Here is an 18,345-nt window from a genome sequence, read left to right on the forward strand (position 1 = left end):
TGAATTTATCGATTGCTAGAATTTCCAACAATCAAATTCTCTTGAACACCTAAATCAATTAACCCATCAGCGCTTTTAATTTCACAGCGAATTCTATCTCCATCCTTTAAATAGTGGACATTATCTTTTTGGTTGTCTTTAAATATCTCCGCTTTTTTTTCTGGAAATTCAGACATTTTCTGAATTAATTCTCCTGATAATTGAACTGCTACACCACCGGGTGTCCCCGTCATAATAAGATCGCCAGGTGACAAATCCATAAGACCAGATAATTCTGTTAATGTTTCCGTTGGCTTATAAATTAACTGTTTTGTATTGGCAGATTGCCGTAGTTCCTCGTTTACCCAAAGTTTAAGTTCAAGATTTGAAATTCTAGGAATATCGTCTCTGTCTAAGATATAAAGATACGGTCCAACAGGACAAAATGTTCGGTAACTTTTCCCTTTAAATAAATCCTGCGGAATTTGAATATCTCTTGCTGATACGTCATTCGTAATGACCAACCCAGCCACATAATCGTATAAATTGTTCTCTGTAACCTCAATGGAATGTGTAATTTCTGTTTTAATTACTAATCCTAGTTCTATTTCATAGTCTAGCAATTCTACATGTTCAGGACGAATTACACGATCATTTGGTCCACATAAAGAGCTGTCGGCCTTCGAAAAGATTAAGTTAAAGGTTGGTTTTTCAGACGAACCAGCCTCAGCACGATGAGAAGAGTAGTTTAGTCCTTGGCAAACAATTTGAGCAGGTCTAGTAATTGGACTTAAGATTTGTAGATTGTTAATAGAAATACCTGTGTCAATATCTGAAACAGCAATTTCCCTCGCTTTGTCTACTCCATTTTTTAAGAATGCTGCAAGGGAATCAAATGTACCAGAAACGGGGATAACATTATCCCCTTTTACAACTCCCCAACCAGATGTTTGATTTTCTTCGTAACGAACTACAGGAAAACCCATAATTTTCCGCCTCCATTTTATGTTTATCCTATCTAAGTAAGAAAGATCTATCATGGTTAAAAGCATTTGAACTTTCATCCAGGATAACTTAATAGATGCAATTTGTGTGCCAATTATTTTGCGCAATGTAAACCCTTTCAAATCGAATCCTAACGAAAATTTAGTTTTTAACCTTAAGTGTAGGGTTGTATTAAGATTCAGACAAGATGTCCGGTTTTACCTACAAGCGTTGTATTTAAGGCTAATGAAGTTGTGTCCATTAATTTTATAAACCTCTTTTTGAATAGTTGTACACTTCCAGGCGGGTTTAATTCTAAATCTTGATAATAAAATGCAACATCTACGATAGAAAGAAGTCTTATACCCATTCTATTTCAGCTTTTACAGTCCATTAAACTTCTAGAATTAGTAATTCAGGATTTTCAAGTAAACGTTTTATCAAATTAATGAAGTTTTGAGCAGTTGATCCATCAATTAAGCGATGATCAAAACTTAGTGAAAGATTCATAATCTGAGCAACAAAAATTTCTCCACTTTTTACAACAGGCTTTTCAGTAATTCTTCCAATACCTAATATAGCTACTTCTGGGTAGTTGATAATTGGAGTAAAGAACATTCCCCCAGCAGACCCAATATTCGTAATGGTTATAGTACTTCCCCTTTGTTCATTTGGTACCAATTTTCCTTGACGCCCACGCAAGGCAAGATCTTTAATTTCTTCTGCGAGTTTCCATATATTCTTCCGGTCAGCTTCCTTCACAACAGGCACGATTAATCCATTTTTCGTATCTGTGGCAATCCCAATATGATAATATTTTTTATAGATTATTTCATTCCTTTCGTCGTCAATGGATGAGTTCAGTGTCGGAAACTCGCGACAGGCGGAAATCAAAGCTTTTGTGATAAAAGGCAAATATGTTAATTTAACACCCTTAGTATCAGCAAATATTTCATTTGCTTTTTTTCGAAGGGCTACAAGTTCGGTCACGTCAATTTCATCCATGATCGTAACATGTGGTGCTGTATGTTTAGACTTAACCATCGCCTGTGAGATAACTTTTCGTATGCCTATAATAGGAACACGTTCTTCATGTGCTTCATTAATTGAACCTTTATCCTCCTTATAAATGGTTTGACTCTTTTCTTCATTGATTGATAGTGACTTTTCCTTGGTAACATCTAGTTTCTCTTCCGATGCATAAGCCAGAATATCTTCCCGAGTAATACGTCCATTCTTACCTGTCCCTATGATTTCAAGTAAAGAAACCTTCTTTTCACGTGCTAGCTTCCGAACACTTGGAGTAGCTAACACATCTCGCTTAGCAATGGTTTGTGTATCTACAGCTTTTTCAGTAATAGTAGAAATGATTGGTCGCGCGGCAACTGCTACATTACCTCCTGACATAGATGTATTAATTGAGGCTTTTTCAACATTTTTTGCTACGTTTGATCCTACGCCACAGTCGATCGAACTGTTACCACTCTCTGCTTCTACTTCAAATACGAGAATGACATCATTCACGGTACAAACTGTTCCTTCAGGTACTTTGATTTCTAAGATTTTCCCACTAACAGGGGATGTTAATTCTACAACTGATTTATCATTTTGTATTTCTACAATCGTTTGATCTTCTGTTACTGCTTCCCCTTCTTTCACCAACCAATTCACAATTTCGCCTTCGTGTATCCCTTCACCAAGCTCAGGTAGTTTATATTCAAATCTATCCATTTTAATTTCCCTTCTTTTTAAATAGGTTGTGTATTGAGTTCGAAACTTTAGTAGGCTGCGAGTTTATCATTTACAGCGACATTGATATCAATCACGGCAACGGTGTTATTTAATAAAAGAACAAATTGGTTATACATTTTTCTATCCCTTTGTTCACTTACATGAATAGATAATAGTTTGCATTCAATTTTAAAGGATAAATTAAAAGTCTTTAGCTTCTTGCTCATCCTTTTTTGTTGGTCAAGGAACCCCATACTAGAAGTTCATCACTTTATTCACATACTCTATGATTCTAGAAGAAGTCGGAATCCATGCATCCTCAATAACTGCAAATGGATACACAGTATCTGGTGGGGCTACACGTAACACAGGAGCTTCTAAATAAAGCATGGCTTCTTCATTAATCTGAGCGATTACTTCTGCTGCCACTCCAGCCGTTTTTTGTGCCTCCTGTACCACAAGTGCACGGTTTGTCTTTTGTATAGATTTAACGATTGTTTCTATATCAATTGGGTTAATGGTACGTAAGTCGATCACTTCAACTTTAATGCCCTGTTCTTCCACAATTTTCTCTGCAGCATCTAGGGCTGTATGCACCATGGCACCATAAGTAATAATGGTTACATCCTCACCCTCTCGGACTACCTTTGCCTCGCCAATCGGGACTGTGTACTCACCGATTGGAACGGCAGACCTAAAAGTACGATATAGTTTCATATGCTCCAAAAAAATCACCGGATCATTATCGCGTATGGCGGAAATTAGTAACCCCTTAGCATCATATGGATTAGATGGGATCACAACCTTTACCCCAGGTGTTTGTAACATCATACCTTCAAAACTATCTGCATGATTCTCTGGAGTTTTAACGCCTCCCCCAAAGGGCGATCTAAACGTAATGGGACTATGAAATCGTCCTCCTGACCTGAATCGCATTCGGGCTGCCTGATTGGCAATCGAATCGATTGCCTCGAACATAAAACCAAAAAACTGAATTTCAGCTACTGGACGAAATCCTTGTAGTCCGAGTCCGATGGCTAATCCACCTATCCCTGATTCTGCTAGCGGAGTATCAAACACTCTGTGTTCTCCGAATGTCTCCTGCAAACCTTCTGTCGCACGAAAAACCCCTCCATTATGACCGACATCTTCCCCAAAAATTAGAACATTTTCATCGCGTTCAAGCTCAATTTTCATTGCATCATTAATAGCTTGAATCATAGTCATTTGCACTGTATTAGCTGTTGTTATTTGCGTCATCTCAATTTCCCTCCATTGCGATAAACTCTGCTTTTTGTATTTCTAAGTGATGAGGGGTTTTCTCGAACATTGAGTCTATTAATGTAGAAATTGTCATATTTGGTGTCTCATCTGCTATTTTGATTCCTTCTGCAATAGCCTTTTTTGCTTCCTCTATCACCAGTTCTTCTTCTATTTCGTTCCATAAACCCTTTTTAGTCAAATACTTTCTAAAGCGAATTAATGGATCCTTTTGTTTCCATTCATCTTCCTCTTCTTTATTACGATATCTTTTCGGGTCATCACCTGCCATTGTATGAGCACCGTAACGATAAGTTATCGCTTCAATCAACGTTGGTCCTTCTCCATTCCTCGCCCTTTCAGCTGCATCCGATACAGCTCTATGAACCGCGAGAACATCCATACCATCAACCTGTATTCCTCTTATTCCGGCAGCAACTGCTTTTTGTGCAAGAGTTTCTGCTGCTGTTTGTTTATTTATAGGAACTGATATGGCATATTGATTATTTTGTACAAAAAAGATTGCTGGTACTTTATAGGCACCTGCGAAATTAATACCTTCGTAAAAGTCTCCTTGAGATGTACCACCATCCCCAATATAAGCGATGGCCACATTCTTTTTATTTTTAAGCTTAAAACCTAATGCGACACCTGCTGCTTGAATGATTTGAGCCCCAATAATAATTTGCGGCATCAAGACATTAACACCTTCCGGAATTTGTCCCCCATGTTGATGACCTCTTGAATAGAGAAATGATTGATAAAGAGGTAGACCATGCCAAACAATTTGTGGAATATCACGATAACTTCCTAAGATAAAGTCCTCAATAGAGAGGGCATCTTCACTACCAATCATGCTAGCTTCTTGACCAGAGACCGGAGCCCATAGCCCCAATCGTCCCTGGCGGTTTAACTTAATTGCCCGTTCATCCCAAATTCGAGTAAATACCATTTTTTTCATAAGTCCTATCAATCTTTCGTTGGATAGTTGTGGGACAAGATCATGATTTATAATCTCCCCATCCTTATCTAATATTGAAAGAACCTTAGAATAATCCGAATATACTTGTACTGTTGTTTGACTCATTTAGTACCCCTCCCGTATTTTTACATTCAATAGATTACGACTAACATGTTTTAGATTGATATGTTGACCGGCAACAATTAATTACCAATTTCATACAATAACTCAAGAAGCAATCACCATGTTACTTTATACTAATGCAAATTCCATGCCAATTTAATATTGATGGATGTTTCTCTATTCTAATGTGTTTTTCAATTTGTAAGTTTGTCTTTCAAATATCTGAAGTGTAAGGTAAAACAGACAACTAAGAAATCACCTACGGTTAGTCACATGAAATGTTCATCTAAGAAAAATTTCTTTAAAAATAGAAGAAATACTCTTTTGGAAATAGCCAGGTTAGTATTAGTAAGGTTTAAAATAAATGCATATTTTTATATGGATACCAACGCTAAGAATGGAATGTAGATGTATGAGTCGGATAATATAGCCAACCCCTACATATACAGGCCTGTAATTTTATGAAAAATCTATTTTTAGAGGGGCAATACGAACCTGGGGAAAGAATTAATAGACGGGCGTCAGGATATCAAGCTTCTGGGAGAAAACTCCATTTGCCGAGCAGTTAGATATATTGATTGTAGAGGCTTTGCGAGATGCAAAAGATAGAAATATTGAAGGTTCTGTGGGAAATGTAATGGATCAAATGAATATGGCAAATGAAAGATTGTGTTAATACAGACAGCCCTATCGAATAAATAATTATGTTGCTGATTTAGAAAAAAATATAATTAGTATAACTCATAGAGCCTCGCATATAGGTGCGTATGCTTTTATTCCTCATGACCAAGCAGATCCTGGATGCATGAGAGTGGCATTCCTTTCTTCGCCAAATGAGCTGCGAAGGTATGTCGCAATGTATGGGAAGTCAATTTCATCTCTAACTGCTCTCCATACTGTACTAACTTTTTTTTGGACAGTCCGTGGACAAATTATCGCTTGTACACCATACTCTTCTATAATAAGAAAAGACCGGTAGGGCCTCCCGAGTTGCCGTATCATATCCATGTGTGACGTGCCAAGGTCTCTGACTCCAGAGAGGTTTTATCCTTCTTGCCTTTAACGATGGATAAAATGTAGCTTTCTGCCGTGCTTAAAGCATCAGCCCTCTCGATTTACTAACATTATGGAGCTCAATCCCTTCAACCATTTGGCTTTAACCCGCCACCTAACTGTCTACGCTTAAAGGCTAATGTTACCATTAGCCCTCCAAGACTCGCTACGAGTGAATGGCTAGTTCTTTCTCGACGGGAATCCCACCCGCTATATGATACGACCTAGGCTCGGCCGCACAAGCACCACGTTAGTTGAAGCAGTAGTGGAGTTTTTTCAACATTACTTATACTTCTCCTCCGAATATATAAGAGAGGAATACAACAAACAAAACACCCAACGAAATAGAAATTAACGAAATATATTTAATAACCCCTTTTTCTTTCTTAATGATAGCGATAATTCCAAATGTTATGCCTATTAAATAGATCCCAAAACCGATTGGTATGGCTATCATAGACCACTTTCCAAAAGTTATATTGATAGGTGGAAAAATCATGTAAGCAATAAAAATCCCAACGACAATTAGAATGATAGAGTACTTACTATACTTCATTTCCAATTTTCATATCCCCCTTATTGAACAAGTTGATATTATGGTGTTTTCTTATATTTTCTAATAGGAATCATAATTATCAATAAAATAAGTAAAACCGAAAACAGAGAAACAACGAATTTGTTTGCTTCATTAAGCTCACCAAATAAATAAACTAATATGTTTGCAAATGATGGCATACCAATCCATTCTAAAAACGGTACCACAAGAAACACGCCAACTATCATGCCACTTAAAAAATATAGAATATAATTTATTTTACTCATATAGATTTGACCCTCCTCTATACCTATTAGTGGAATTTCCCATAAAACAACTACTTCGACATTCTTCCAATAATACCTCCTCGTTGAGCTAAACTGATTTGTTTAGTTCAATAAATGTTCTTGTGGTACCCTAATCATTTCGTTATACATCAAGCCTACATAGAATATTTTATGATTCATATTAATTTCTCAAACCTGCCCCTTTAGTTGAATAAGAATAAAGGCTGTCTACTGACAACCCTGTTTGCTAAAGCACCCGTCTGCTTAAGATGATTTTTTTTCTTCTTTCTTCTTTTTCCTCCTGTAAAAAAAACGCCATATATAAAAGATAGTCCAAAACGCCAATAAAGCAAGATACTGATAATTTCCTTCACCATAATATATAATGATGGTTCCTATTATAAACGTTGGTACAGCCAAATAAACCCACATTCTGTCTTCCTTGTTTTTAAACATATACTTCCACCCCTCGTTTATAACTTTCTTAAACTAACCTGCTGCATTAGTCCAATAAGAAAAAGCTACCCTTACAGGCAGCCACATGTTTATCTAAAGCACCCGTTTGTTTAAGTAGAATCCTTCACAAACTTTATTATCATGTGATTCAGATAATTTTAATTGTTTAATTCGTAGAATTTTAAAACTATCATTCACATATATTGATTGATTGTTGTTGATTAGGATGTCGATCACCGAATCATTCAACAAACGAAACGAGCATATTAGAGCCATGAATCGCCGAAATAAATTCCTCGAATACACCAAATGGTATGCATCAAAAAGAGAACTTACTTTCTCCATAGCAATGGGCGGGACAGTCCCTCTCATTTTTAATCCACTCCTAATGCGTCCCATTCTTTCATGAATTCAGCTATTGATTTCTCGACTTCCTCTTCACTCGGAATATGGCTGAGTATATCCTCTTGTGTATAAGCTTTACCGCCCTTCACGATGGTATGGATATCCTTTGTATTTTTAATATTATCTAATGGATTGTCGTTTAAAATAATAAAATCAGCAAAATATCCCTCTTTAATTACACCAATATCATCCAGATTGATAGATTTTGCCGCATTCACTGTCGCTGCTTTTAAAGCTTCAATTTCAGTAAATCCAATCTCCACAAATATTTCTAGTTCACGGTGTAAAGCCATTCCTGGGTATGTATACAATAAGCCTGGACTATCCGTACCAGCAACAACCGTTCCTCCCATATCAAAATATGTTTTTGCAACAGCTTTCGTTAAATTGTTTACAATGGTGGTCCTTAGCGTTATAGCCTCTAAATATTCTGTATTTTTTTTCCATTCTTGCATCAGATAATTTCTACTTTCAATAGACTGCATTACAGGATTACTCGGTGACCAAAGGGCAGGATATTTCATAGGTTGATCAAAAACAACAATAGTTGGGCAAAGCTTTACATTGGATTCAAGCATTTTCACACAAAGTTCTTTGATTTTCTCTTGATCTGGCTCATTCCAATTAATATGACTCCACTTCTCTTGGTCTACAAATGGATTCCAGTCTTTGTAAATTTCTTGTGCAAATCCAGATGCATGTTCAATCCAATTAACTCCCAACTCAACTGCATCTATGGCTGTTAGTTCCTTTGAGTTCAATAAGTCACAGGCTACTTCTAGTTTGTACTTCTTCGCCTCATCTGTAACTGCTTCCATAACCTCTCTTTTTATCCATCCATAAAGTTTAATAAAATTCGCTCCCGCTTCTACTTGTCTTCGAACTTCTTTCCTCGCTTCTTCTGGATCGTCTGTTACGAAATTACCGTAGCTAGTTGGACCCCATAGTCCAGGTGTACCATCAATCATTCTATCTGATGCGTATATTCTTGGAGTCGGTGCATGATCAGGTTTTTCAATTAAATTTTTAAGTAACATGACATTACCTGCGGCATTCCGCACTGTCGTTACACCTGATGCAACAAAATGGGCTGCGTATCCCTCATTAATATGACAATGCATATCGATTAAGCCTGGGATAATATATTTACCCTCAGCATCAACAGTAGCCAACCCTTCTGGTAACACATCATCTCTTGTAAATATTCTTTTTACCATATTTCTCTCTACTTCAATTGAACCTACATAAGAACCTCCATTTTCCACATCAATAATGGTTCCATTTTTAATAACAAAATTTCTCATTTTTTTACCTCCTGAAATTTATCATTTTATTTTTTATGATTAATCGTGTAGTAGATTTTTGAAGAGTTAGGGGGAACCCTTTACTTTCATACGTTCGAAACGGACAGAAGTTTCAATTGTCAGTTAATTTTCCATTTGAATTAACCAAAATCGTTTTACTGCTTATTGAACTAAACTGCAGCGTTAGTTTAAGTGTAACATTTCACATTGTACATAAAAAAAAAGACCATCATTTTTGATGGTCTTGTTTAACTAGTCGAGTAGAAGGGAACCTCTCTACCTTGCAGTAGATTGTGTTCCACCCCCCTCACAGAACCGTGCTTGCGCTATTTACGCACACGGCTCCTCCAAATCATCATTCACACTGACTCTGCTATCCTCAATAGTTTAGTTTACATTTATTATCTCTACCGCTGTGTGTAGTAAATGTGTCTAGTGAGGGTGATCACTTGGTAGCAGCCTTTCCTCCATCGGCATTACCCAACTTCATTGGTACTACGCTGCTATCCGACTCCCTACAACGGCATTTGGTTTCCTTGCTTATTATCGCTTGTACACCATACTCTTCTATAATAAGAAAAGACCGGTAGGGCCTCCCGAGTTGCCGTATCATATCCATGTGTGACGTGCCAAGGTCTCTGACTCCAGAGAGGTTTTATCCTTCTTGCCTTTAACGATGGATAAAATGTAGCTTTCTGCCGTGCTTAAGGGATCAGCCCTCTCGATTTACTAACATTATGGAGCTCAATCCCTTCAACCATTTGGCTTTCGGCCCGCCACCTAACTGTCTACGCTTAAAGGCTAATGTTACCATTAGCCCTCCAAGACTCGCTACGAGTGAATGGCTAGTTCTTTCTCGGCGGGAATCCCACCCGCTATATGATAAGACCTAGGCTCGGCCGCACAAGCACCTGTTAGTAAAAAATCATTTGTTTATTAAAGTAAAATCTTCGCTGTTTCCATCCCATTCTACTTTTATTACAAACTCATCTTTTACACTTGTAGATGGGCTATTCGAAATCGGTAAATCTTTTTGATATATGCCTTCTTTATTTAAAGAAGCATTATTCGCACTAAAATCAAATATTCCGTTATTTCTTGTTTCAACATAGTAACTAAAAGCTTCAATATCCTGTATGCTATGCCCTTTGTAGTTTATCTGAATTTGATATGTTTCGTCTCCATCAGTCTGATTAACAGTTACTTTGGAGGACCAATTTTCACCCTCTCCAACAAACATTAAGTCACTCTCATTTGCTTGGCATGCAAACAATAATAGGATTACCAAAAATATAGCTGCTAAAGTTAATTTTTTGACAAAAATCACACCCCTCAATCAACTAGTTTTATCACAATTCCCCTGATACCTTTCTTAAACTAAACTGCCCCGTTAGCCATCCATGAAGCACAAAAAAATGCTGCACCACAGAGAATGAAAATGGTTAGATAGTGTCAATACTGATACTGACCTTAATCCAGTCAACCGTAATCCATAGACTTATTTACACTCTCCTCTTTTTTTAAACGATTAAGTAGGGGTCTTCTTAAGTATTGTCATTTTTCATTTCTTGAAGAACTAATTTTCATGGGAGTGCAATAAGAGATATTAGTTTTGATAGCAAGTCTCATAGTCGTCTTTCATTAACAAACTTTTACAAGCTAAACCATTTTCGTGATAAATTTCTTTACCAATTTCTAATTCGATACTTCTATTTGAATTTGGATACTCAGGTTCCTCATTTAGAATATACAGGGTATCTTCATCCATCCAATCCATAGAAAAATTACTTTTTGCATCCCCATAATAAACAGTTTCAACTTTATTTTCCTCATTATTGTATGTGATTTCAACCCATACATTAACTCCTCCAGCCGCACCACCATATGGTTCATAAAAAGCATTAGCCGTATATTTTTCTGTGGGTGATGTTACAGGTCCAGGTCCGTTTTGGGTATATTCTCTATCAATTTCACTAAATGTAAAAAAGTACATTTCATATATATAAATTGAAGATACTAAAACAACCCCAGATAACGTTGCAATCAGCAGTTTTTTAGGAAAAGGTTTCTTTTTAATGAAAGAAATTATTATATTAGCACATAAAATTAAGAATAATATAATGGCAATAAAAGAAATTAAGATACCAAATAAAATTAAAATAATACCCCCCACCTTCATAAGTTCAATAACAATCATTTCAAATAATGATAATTTATGCAATATTCTTCTTCAAGTAAACTGCCCCGTTAGCCATCCATGAAGCACAAAAAAATGCTGCACCACAGAGAATGAAAATGGTTAGATAGTGTCAATACTGACCGTAATCCATAGACTTATTTACACTCTCCTCTTTTTTTTTAACGATTAAGTAGGGGTCTTCTTAAGTATTGTTATTTTTCATTTCTTGAAGAACTAATTTTCATGGGAGTCTAAGAAGGTTTGTTCTTTGTTAGGTTTGATGTATAAATTAATTCTTTCTTTAGCACTTTCACTCTTACCTCGCCATTCAATAATCATGTAAATATTATTTATTTCGTTTAATGTAATAGGGGTTCCATCTTCGTTTAGATATGTCCCACCTTCAATTGCACCAGTTAATTCCTCTGTAATATCCATTCCAGCACTAGTTACTGCACCAGTATGCACTACTAAGTCTTTATCGTTAATAACTACGTGTGTTTCGAAAGAAAAAGAGTTTACAATAGATTTATTTCCATTTTTCACATGTAAAGTTCCATTACCTGCTTTAAAACTTTCTGGTGTTATCACAACTTCGTATCCAGTTAGTTTCCAAGTCTGACTTTCTCCCATTAATGATAAATAGTAATTACTAACTGACTTCTCATTACCATTACATCCCGAAAGTAAAACAACAAGTACTAAAAAAAGCATAAAAAAGATTCTTTTACTTTTCAGCATCATAACGACCCCCATTTTATGCTATAATTGTATCATTTAAACTTTTATAAAGATGATTTCATCTTACACTAGTCGAGTAGAAGGGAACCTCTCTACCTTGCGATAGATTGTGTTCCTTCCCCCTTATAGAACCGTGCTTGCGCTATTTACGCACACGGCTCCTCCAAATCATCATTCACACTGACTCTGCTATCCTCAATAGTTTAGTTTACATTTATTATCTCTACCGCTGTGTGTAGTAAATGTGTCTAGTGAGGGTGATCACTTGGTAGCAGCCTTTCCTCCATCGGCATTACCCAACTTCATTGGTACTACGCTGCTATCCGACTCCCTACAACGGCATTTGGTTTCCTTGCTTATTATCGCTTGTACACCATACTCTTCTAAAAGGAAGAAAAGACCGGTAGGACCTCCCGTGTTGCCGTATCATATCCATGTGTGACGTGCCAAGGTCTCTGACTCCAAAGCGGTTTTATCCTTCTTGCCTTTAACGCTGGATAAAATGTAGCTTTCTGCTGTGCTTAAGGGATCAGCCCTCTTGATTTACTAACAGTTTGGAGCTCAATCCCTTCAAGCATTTGGCTTTCGGCCCGCCACCTTACTGTCTACGATTAAAGGCTAATGTTACCATTAGCCCTCCAAGACTCGCTACGAGTGAATGGCTAGTTCTTTCTCGACGGGAATCCCACCCGCTATATGATACGACCTAGGCTCGGCCGCACAAGCACTAGTTAGTTGAATAAGGACAATCTACAAAGTATCTTTTTTTCAAATTTCATTAGGATTTATTAATCCATAATATAACAAGTCTTCATACTTACCATCTTTTACTACCTGATCTTTCAATAAGCCCTCTTGTACCATTCCAACTTTTTGCATAATTCTTCCCGAAGCTGGGTTGGACTTGAAATAACGTGCGAATACTTTATGCAATTTCTTTTCCTCAAATGCAAAGTCTGTTATTGCTTTTGCAGCTTCTGTACCGTAACCCTTTCCCCAGTACTCTTCACCAATCCAATAGGCTATTTCCCCATTATTAAACTTTTGATTGTTAGATAATGAGATAGCACCATACAAATCTCCACTTATTCTATCTGTAATTGCAAATTCATATGAACGATCTTCATCGAAATTTTTCTTGTGGTTTTCCATCCATACTAAGGCATCGTTTAAAGAATATGGATATGGTAAGTAAAGTGTATTTTTATAAATATTAAAATTATCACATAATACTTGAACAGTTTCTGCATCACTTTTTTCAAAAATCCTCAAATACAATCTGTCAGTAAGAATTGTCTTTTTCATTTTATTGTACTCCATTAAATGCCCCTCCCAGTTTTAGTTTTAAAATAGCTTTTGTAAAGCGAGTTAACCTCCTTATTTAAAATATAAGATTCTACGGCTGGGAGAGGAAGGTCGATGAACTATGGTGCGTTAGAGCCCATCCGTTAGTCTGACTCCAACGACCACGGTGCACCACTGACTGTCGCTCCCTTACGGGAAGCACACATGGTAGATTAATCCTATTCTGATTGTTGTACCAGCCACCAATAATAATTAGAGCCGTAGAAAGGATGTTTTTCAATGGATGTAGTCATTGAAAGAGCATGTGGTATGGACGTTCATAAGGACAATATAACCGCTTGCATTATCACACCAGAAGGAAAGGAGATTAAAACGTTTTCAACTAAAACTATTTTTTTAATACAGTTGGTAGACTGGATTAAAGAGAATAACTGTACGCATGTTGCCATGGAAAGCACAAGTGTTTACTAGAAACCTATTGTGAATTTATTAGAAGCTGAAGATATTGAGTTTCTAGTTGTGAATACCCAACACATGAAGGCGGTCCCTGGACGTAAAACAGATGTGAAGGACGCAGAATGGATTGCTAAACTCCTTAGTCATGGGCTTTTAAAAGCTAGTTATATTCCCGACAGAAATCAACGAGAACTCCGAGAACTAGTTCGATACCGTCGAAGTATTATTGAAGAACGTGCTAGGCAACATAATCGCATACAGAAAGTATTAGAGGGTGCAAATATCAAACTTGGTTCTGTTGTTTCAGATGTCATGGGTGTTTCTTCACGAGATATGCTTAACGCTATCGCCAACGGCGAAGAAGATCCTGAAATTCTATCAATCTTCGCTCGACGTACTATGAAAAAGAAAAAAGAAGAACTGGAGCTAGCCCTAAGGGGATATATTAATTCTCATCAACGCTTAATGTTAAAGACTATTTTAAAACATATAGACTTTTTAACTGAGCAAATCGAGATGTTAGATCAAGAAGTAGCTGAAAGAGTATGCACACATCAAGATGATATTGACCTACTAGATTCTATTCCTGGAATAGCTACAAGAATGGCGGAACAAATTTTATCTGAAATTGGTACTGATGTAAAAAAGCAATTTCCCAGTGCAGCTCATATGTGTTCTTGGGCAGGATTAGTTCCTGGTCATAACGAAAGTGCTGGAAAAAGAAAATCAGCTAAAACCAAGAAAGGAAACAAATATCTGAGATCAGCATTAACAGAAGCAGCTCATTCTGTAAGAGGATCTAAAAACTATCTCGGCGCACTGTATAGGCGTACAGCAGCACGAAAAGGCAAAAAACGAGCAGGAATTGTAGTAGCACATGCCATGTTGCGAATATCTTACTACCTATTAACACGAAAAGAAATGTATGTAGACTTAGGTGAAGACTACTCTGATAAAAAGAGACAACAATCCATTGTTCGGCATTCCTTACGAAGACTTGAGGGTTTAGGATACACAGTTACATTACAAGAACCTGAAGCATCTTAATCCAGTCCATCTACCTACAATATTCCATTGAATTAGACGCTCTCCCCTTTTTTTTAAGCGAATGAGCTGCGTCTTATTAAGTATTGCCTTTTCCCCTAAATTATAGAAGTTTATTTTCATGGTAGTTCAATAAAATGACTTTTTATAAATATTTCCAAATTCATTACATTGAAATTTATTTGTAAACTCTTTCAGTTGAACATATAAAGAAGAGCTTTTTAACAGCTCAATGAACTTCAATTATATTCCCTATTTGAATAGTTCATAGTTGCTTAAATATATTTCTCCATTTCTTCTCGTTACTTGAAAGTTTAATTCGTCTTTAACATTAAGCACAGAACCAGTAATCTCTAAATTTTTTCTTTTAATAAAGGATATACCATATCCATTATTATCGGGATACCCATAAATATAACAGACAACTTTTCCATCATTTAAAAAAACAATTTGATTCATTGAATCACTTACTGTATCCGCTATATTATCCCATTTATATCCAACTTCTTCATATACCGTATCTTTAGATGTATATGGATCAAATGAATATATAACATCCCATTCAAAGGGGGTAACATCTAATAAATTTATTGTATCAACGGATTCTTTAATTGATAACACTTCTTTTTTTAATAACTCTTCATTTACATCCCACAAATCCTTTTTAAATGGATTCAATAATATAACAATAAATAGTATGCAAAGAACAATAATCACTCTAGTTTTTGTAAATTTCAAATCGAATCTACCTCTTGCCTCTTTAATCCTAAGAAACTCATCTATACACCAAAAGAAACTGGAAGACAATATAGGGATAATTAATAAGAACTGTAAGTCAGGAAGTATAATATCTCTTCCCAATTCTGAAAACAAAGCTGGAATCAAAACTACTAAAGTGGCAAGGAATAAATGAATGAATAATGCCAAGATACCTCTATACTTCCCTTTTATATTTTTAGTTAGAAAATCAGAGAAGACAGATACTGGTACTCCGTAAAACAAAATAATAGGGAATAAGTAAACACCTAAAATGATGATAAACCATGATTGGTAAAATAAAAAATAAATTATCATAAACAACGCATAAGTCACTACCGCAGAAACAAGCTTTCTTTTAATCATTTGAACACCCCATCATTTCTTCTTCAACTAACCTGCCGCTTAAGTAAAAACACACTTATGTCTATTATTCTATTAAGTTGGCAATAATCCTTTTAATATTACTATTTTAGGGGGAATGGAATTGTTACTGTCAAAAGTATGGTCTTCGTTTGAAGCCGATAAACGAATAGAGGGCTTTTCGCCGCAAACGTTGAAGGCCTACCGGTTACAGTCTTTGCTACTAATTGATTACTTTAAGGATGTAGAGATGGAATTACTGGATACAAATAAACTGAAAGAATATCTCGCTATATCCGGCAAGCATTTAAAACCGGCCAGTCTTGCACATCGTATTTGCTTTATGAAATCATTTTTTCGTTGGTCCCATGAAGAAGGCTACGATGCCAACTTCCAAAATCAAAGAACCCAAAGTAGGGAAGCAAATACCCAAGTATTTAACCGAACGGGAGATTGAACACCTTCGTGAATCCTGTCATTCTCCAATGGAAAAAGCCATTTTTGAATTCATGTCTTCTACTGGTTGTCGAATTGGAGAAGTAGTCGCGTTAGAAAAGAACCATATTAATTGGTCCAATCAATCTGCGATTGTTAGAGGAAAAGGCGACAAGGAAAGGGAGGGTTAATTTAATACACGTTGCGACATATGGCTTAAACGCTACATAGAAAGCCGTAATGATCATAACTCTACTATTTTTGTAACAGCCAGACAGCCACACAAAATGAGTGTCGCCCAAATGCAATACATTATCAAGCGTATTTCCAATCATGCTGAAATTAATAAAGAGATTCATCCACACCAACTGCGACACAGCTACGCAACTCATTTGTTGAAAAATGATGCGCCTATTGAAGTCATACAAAGTCTTATGGGGCATGAAAAAAGTGAAACCACGAAGATCTATGCTCAGTTAAGCGGAAGGTTAAGAAAAGAGTACTATCAGAAGTACTTTTAAATGAAAAAGGAGCAACGTCTTAAAGGACGTTGCTCCTTTTGACTAAAGCACCCGACTGTATGGTAGGTGAGTAAGCCCCTAGAACTTTGAGGCAAAATAAATGAACGAAAGAACATTTTCTTCGTTGGACGATTTATACGTAATTTGCGAATGGGTGTCTGTACAGGAACAACTGAAGTTAATGGTCATATCATCTAAATTTGTATGGTAAAAATATAATTATTTTTCACTAACGGGTGCTTTAGTGAAACAAGCGGCTGCCTGTAAGAGTAGCTTTTTCTTATTGAACTAACGCGGCAGGTTAGTTGAATTTGGACTAGTTGAATTTGTGTTTGAACTAGTTGAATCAGAAGGCTCACTGCCTGTTAAACCGAGTGATGCATTTACTTCATCAGGGTTCACATTGTCAAATTTATCAACGATATCATTACCCATTAAAGTATAGGTATACTGATAACTTGAAGGAATCTGTGTTTCCGTATTCGGATATGTGATAATTGCTTCAAAATTAGTAGCTCTACCTGCGCTACGGATCACGTTTTCCAAATAAGCTTGATCACCATGTCGGTTGAGCGTACTATCTTGTGGGGTAATATTATAAGCATTCGATACCCCTCCTAGAGAATCAGCAATGATATGTCCTTCATCTAAAACGTCACTCGACACCAGGAACCTTTGCTTCATCAGAATAGTATCTGCCAGACGATAATACAGGTTCGTTAATGTCATCTTGTAGAATGATTTCGTCAGCAATGACACGTACTAGTTGCCCGTATTCATTAGTAAATGCCCAATATTCACGGTCCCCGTAACCAATGTCAACGACGACGTTAGGTTCACGATATCCAGACAAATCACCACCATCCACTTCAATAAGTCTGTATCCTGAGAACAGTTCATTATTTGGTTGGGGTGGTGTCTCCTCTACTACTGGTTCATCAACAACCGTAGTGATAGTTTCATCTTTTTCACTATAACTATTTATATTTGTTTCAACTGTGGTTACTTCTTGTGGATTTGTTTCTACATCTGTAATGGATGCATCTTCTAAGTTGGTACAACCAACCATAAAGATGGCTGTTAAAAGGAAGATTAAATAGTTCATTTTCTTTTTCATTTTATGACTCTGCTATAATAGTTTCATACTGTTCATTCTAAAAATCTCGGAATGTTAACATAGATCAACATTGTTATCGCGCCCGATTGCTGAAAAAAATACAAAATTTTGAAAAAACTTTTTTAAAAGGTACATCTTTGTCTCAAATACACACAAACCTTAAATGAATAAATAAATGCATTTCATTGTGACAAATTTATCACCGATTCAACAAAATCCTTAAACAGCTACACTAAACGAAAGTTTAATTGAATTGGTGCTTATCCGTTGTACATCAATGTTTATCCGCTAAATTTTGAAAAAGTATTGACGTATAATGGAGCCCAATCACCGCCTCTTTTCATAAGCTT

Annotated in this window: 15 protein-coding genes and 3 pseudogenes; 2 read left to right on the forward strand and 16 right to left on the reverse strand. The window is 36.4% G+C overall.

The genetic code is table 11. The annotated features are described in order from the left end of the window. Nucleotides 1-5: 5 nt before the first annotated feature. The 14 genes from ACIQYS_RS04640 to ACIQYS_RS04705 all read right to left on the reverse strand — a co-directional run bounded on the left by ACIQYS_RS04640 (nt 6) and on the right by ACIQYS_RS04705 (nt 13,318). Nucleotides 6-965 (reverse strand): fumarylacetoacetate hydrolase family protein, encoded by a 960-nt coding sequence (locus ACIQYS_RS04640; RefSeq protein WP_402975634.1) that lies wholly within the window; start codon nt 963-965, stop codon nt 6-8. Nucleotides 966-1,162: 197 nt separating this feature from the next. After that, nucleotides 1,163-1,333 carry a hypothetical protein gene (locus tag ACIQYS_RS04645; protein WP_402975636.1) on the reverse strand — a complete coding sequence of 57 codons (171 nt, stop codon included), beginning with the start codon at nt 1,331-1,333 and terminating at the stop codon, nt 1,163-1,165. A 23-nt stretch (nt 1,334-1,356) separates the two neighbouring features. Then, nucleotides 1,357-2,694, reverse strand: coding sequence for a dihydrolipoamide acetyltransferase family protein (locus ACIQYS_RS04650; protein ID WP_402975639.1), 1,338 nt, complete (start codon nt 2,692-2,694; stop codon nt 1,357-1,359). A gap of 255 nt (nt 2,695-2,949) precedes the next feature. After that, the gene (locus tag ACIQYS_RS04655) at nt 2,950-3,954 is read right to left on the reverse strand and encodes an alpha-ketoacid dehydrogenase subunit beta (RefSeq protein WP_402975642.1); all 1,005 of its coding nucleotides are present in this window, start codon (nt 3,952-3,954) and stop codon (nt 2,950-2,952) included. 1 nt (nt 3,955) lies between these two features. Beyond that, entirely contained in the window at nt 3,956-5,041 is a 1,086-nt protein-coding gene (pdhA, locus tag ACIQYS_RS04660; protein WP_402975645.1) for a pyruvate dehydrogenase (acetyl-transferring) E1 component subunit alpha, read from the reverse strand. Between the two features lie 770 nt (nt 5,042-5,811). Next, nucleotides 5,812-5,958: a tyrosine-type recombinase/integrase gene (locus ACIQYS_RS04665; RefSeq protein WP_402976004.1), complete on the reverse strand. Its 147-nt coding sequence runs from the start codon at nt 5,956-5,958 to the stop codon at nt 5,812-5,814. 419 nt (nt 5,959-6,377) lie between these two features. Then, on the reverse strand, nt 6,378-6,653 hold the full coding sequence (locus tag ACIQYS_RS04670) for a hypothetical protein (RefSeq protein WP_402975647.1): 276 nt from the start codon (nt 6,651-6,653) through the stop codon (nt 6,378-6,380). Nucleotides 6,654-6,685: 32 nt separating this feature from the next. Beyond that, a complete protein-coding gene (locus ACIQYS_RS04675; protein ID WP_402975649.1) occupies nt 6,686-6,913 on the reverse strand; it encodes a hypothetical protein in 228 nt (75 codons plus the stop codon). A 264-nt stretch (nt 6,914-7,177) separates the two neighbouring features. Then, nucleotides 7,178-7,369: a hypothetical protein gene (locus ACIQYS_RS04680; RefSeq protein WP_402975651.1), complete on the reverse strand. Its 192-nt coding sequence runs from the start codon at nt 7,367-7,369 to the stop codon at nt 7,178-7,180. Between the two features lie 374 nt (nt 7,370-7,743). Beyond that, a complete protein-coding gene (locus ACIQYS_RS04685; protein ID WP_402975653.1) occupies nt 7,744-9,078 on the reverse strand; it encodes an amidohydrolase family protein in 1,335 nt (444 codons plus the stop codon). Between the two features lie 925 nt (nt 9,079-10,003). Continuing rightward, entirely contained in the window at nt 10,004-10,405 is a 402-nt protein-coding gene (locus ACIQYS_RS04690) for a hypothetical protein (RefSeq protein ID WP_402975655.1), read from the reverse strand. A gap of 279 nt (nt 10,406-10,684) precedes the next feature. Beyond that, nucleotides 10,685-11,299, reverse strand: coding sequence for a DUF5412 family protein (locus ACIQYS_RS04695; protein WP_402975657.1), 615 nt, complete (start codon nt 11,297-11,299; stop codon nt 10,685-10,687). A gap of 192 nt (nt 11,300-11,491) precedes the next feature. Next, the gene (locus ACIQYS_RS04700; RefSeq protein ID WP_402975659.1) at nt 11,492-11,998 is read right to left on the reverse strand and encodes a hypothetical protein; all 507 of its coding nucleotides are present in this window, start codon (nt 11,996-11,998) and stop codon (nt 11,492-11,494) included. Nucleotides 11,999-12,766: 768 nt separating this feature from the next. Then, entirely contained in the window at nt 12,767-13,318 is a 552-nt protein-coding gene (locus ACIQYS_RS04705; protein WP_402975661.1) for a GNAT family N-acetyltransferase, read from the reverse strand. A gap of 264 nt (nt 13,319-13,582) precedes the next feature. On the opposite strand from ACIQYS_RS04705, the pseudogene ACIQYS_RS04710 reads away from it, so the two are divergent. Next, a pseudogene (locus tag ACIQYS_RS04710) lies at nt 13,583-14,806 on the forward strand (IS110 family RNA-guided transposase). A gap of 249 nt (nt 14,807-15,055) precedes the next feature. On the opposite strand, the gene ACIQYS_RS04715 reads toward ACIQYS_RS04710, so the two are convergent. Then, on the reverse strand, nt 15,056-15,925 hold the full coding sequence (locus ACIQYS_RS04715) for a hypothetical protein (protein ID WP_402975663.1): 870 nt from the start codon (nt 15,923-15,925) through the stop codon (nt 15,056-15,058). A gap of 121 nt (nt 15,926-16,046) precedes the next feature. Here ACIQYS_RS04715 and ACIQYS_RS04720 point away from each other — a divergent pair. Beyond that, a pseudogene (locus ACIQYS_RS04720) lies at nt 16,047-16,878 on the forward strand (tyrosine-type recombinase/integrase). 324 nt (nt 16,879-17,202) lie between these two features. Here the strand turns inward: ACIQYS_RS04720 and ACIQYS_RS04725 are convergent. Next, nucleotides 17,203-17,995, reverse strand: a pseudogene (locus ACIQYS_RS04725) (DNA/RNA non-specific endonuclease); the annotation flags it as partial. Nucleotides 17,996-18,345: the final 350 nt, after the last annotated feature.

This window comes from Psychrobacillus sp. NPDC096426 (genome assembly GCF_044762745.1).
In the GTDB taxonomy this organism is placed as follows: Bacteria; Bacillota; Bacilli; order Bacillales_A; family Planococcaceae; genus Psychrobacillus.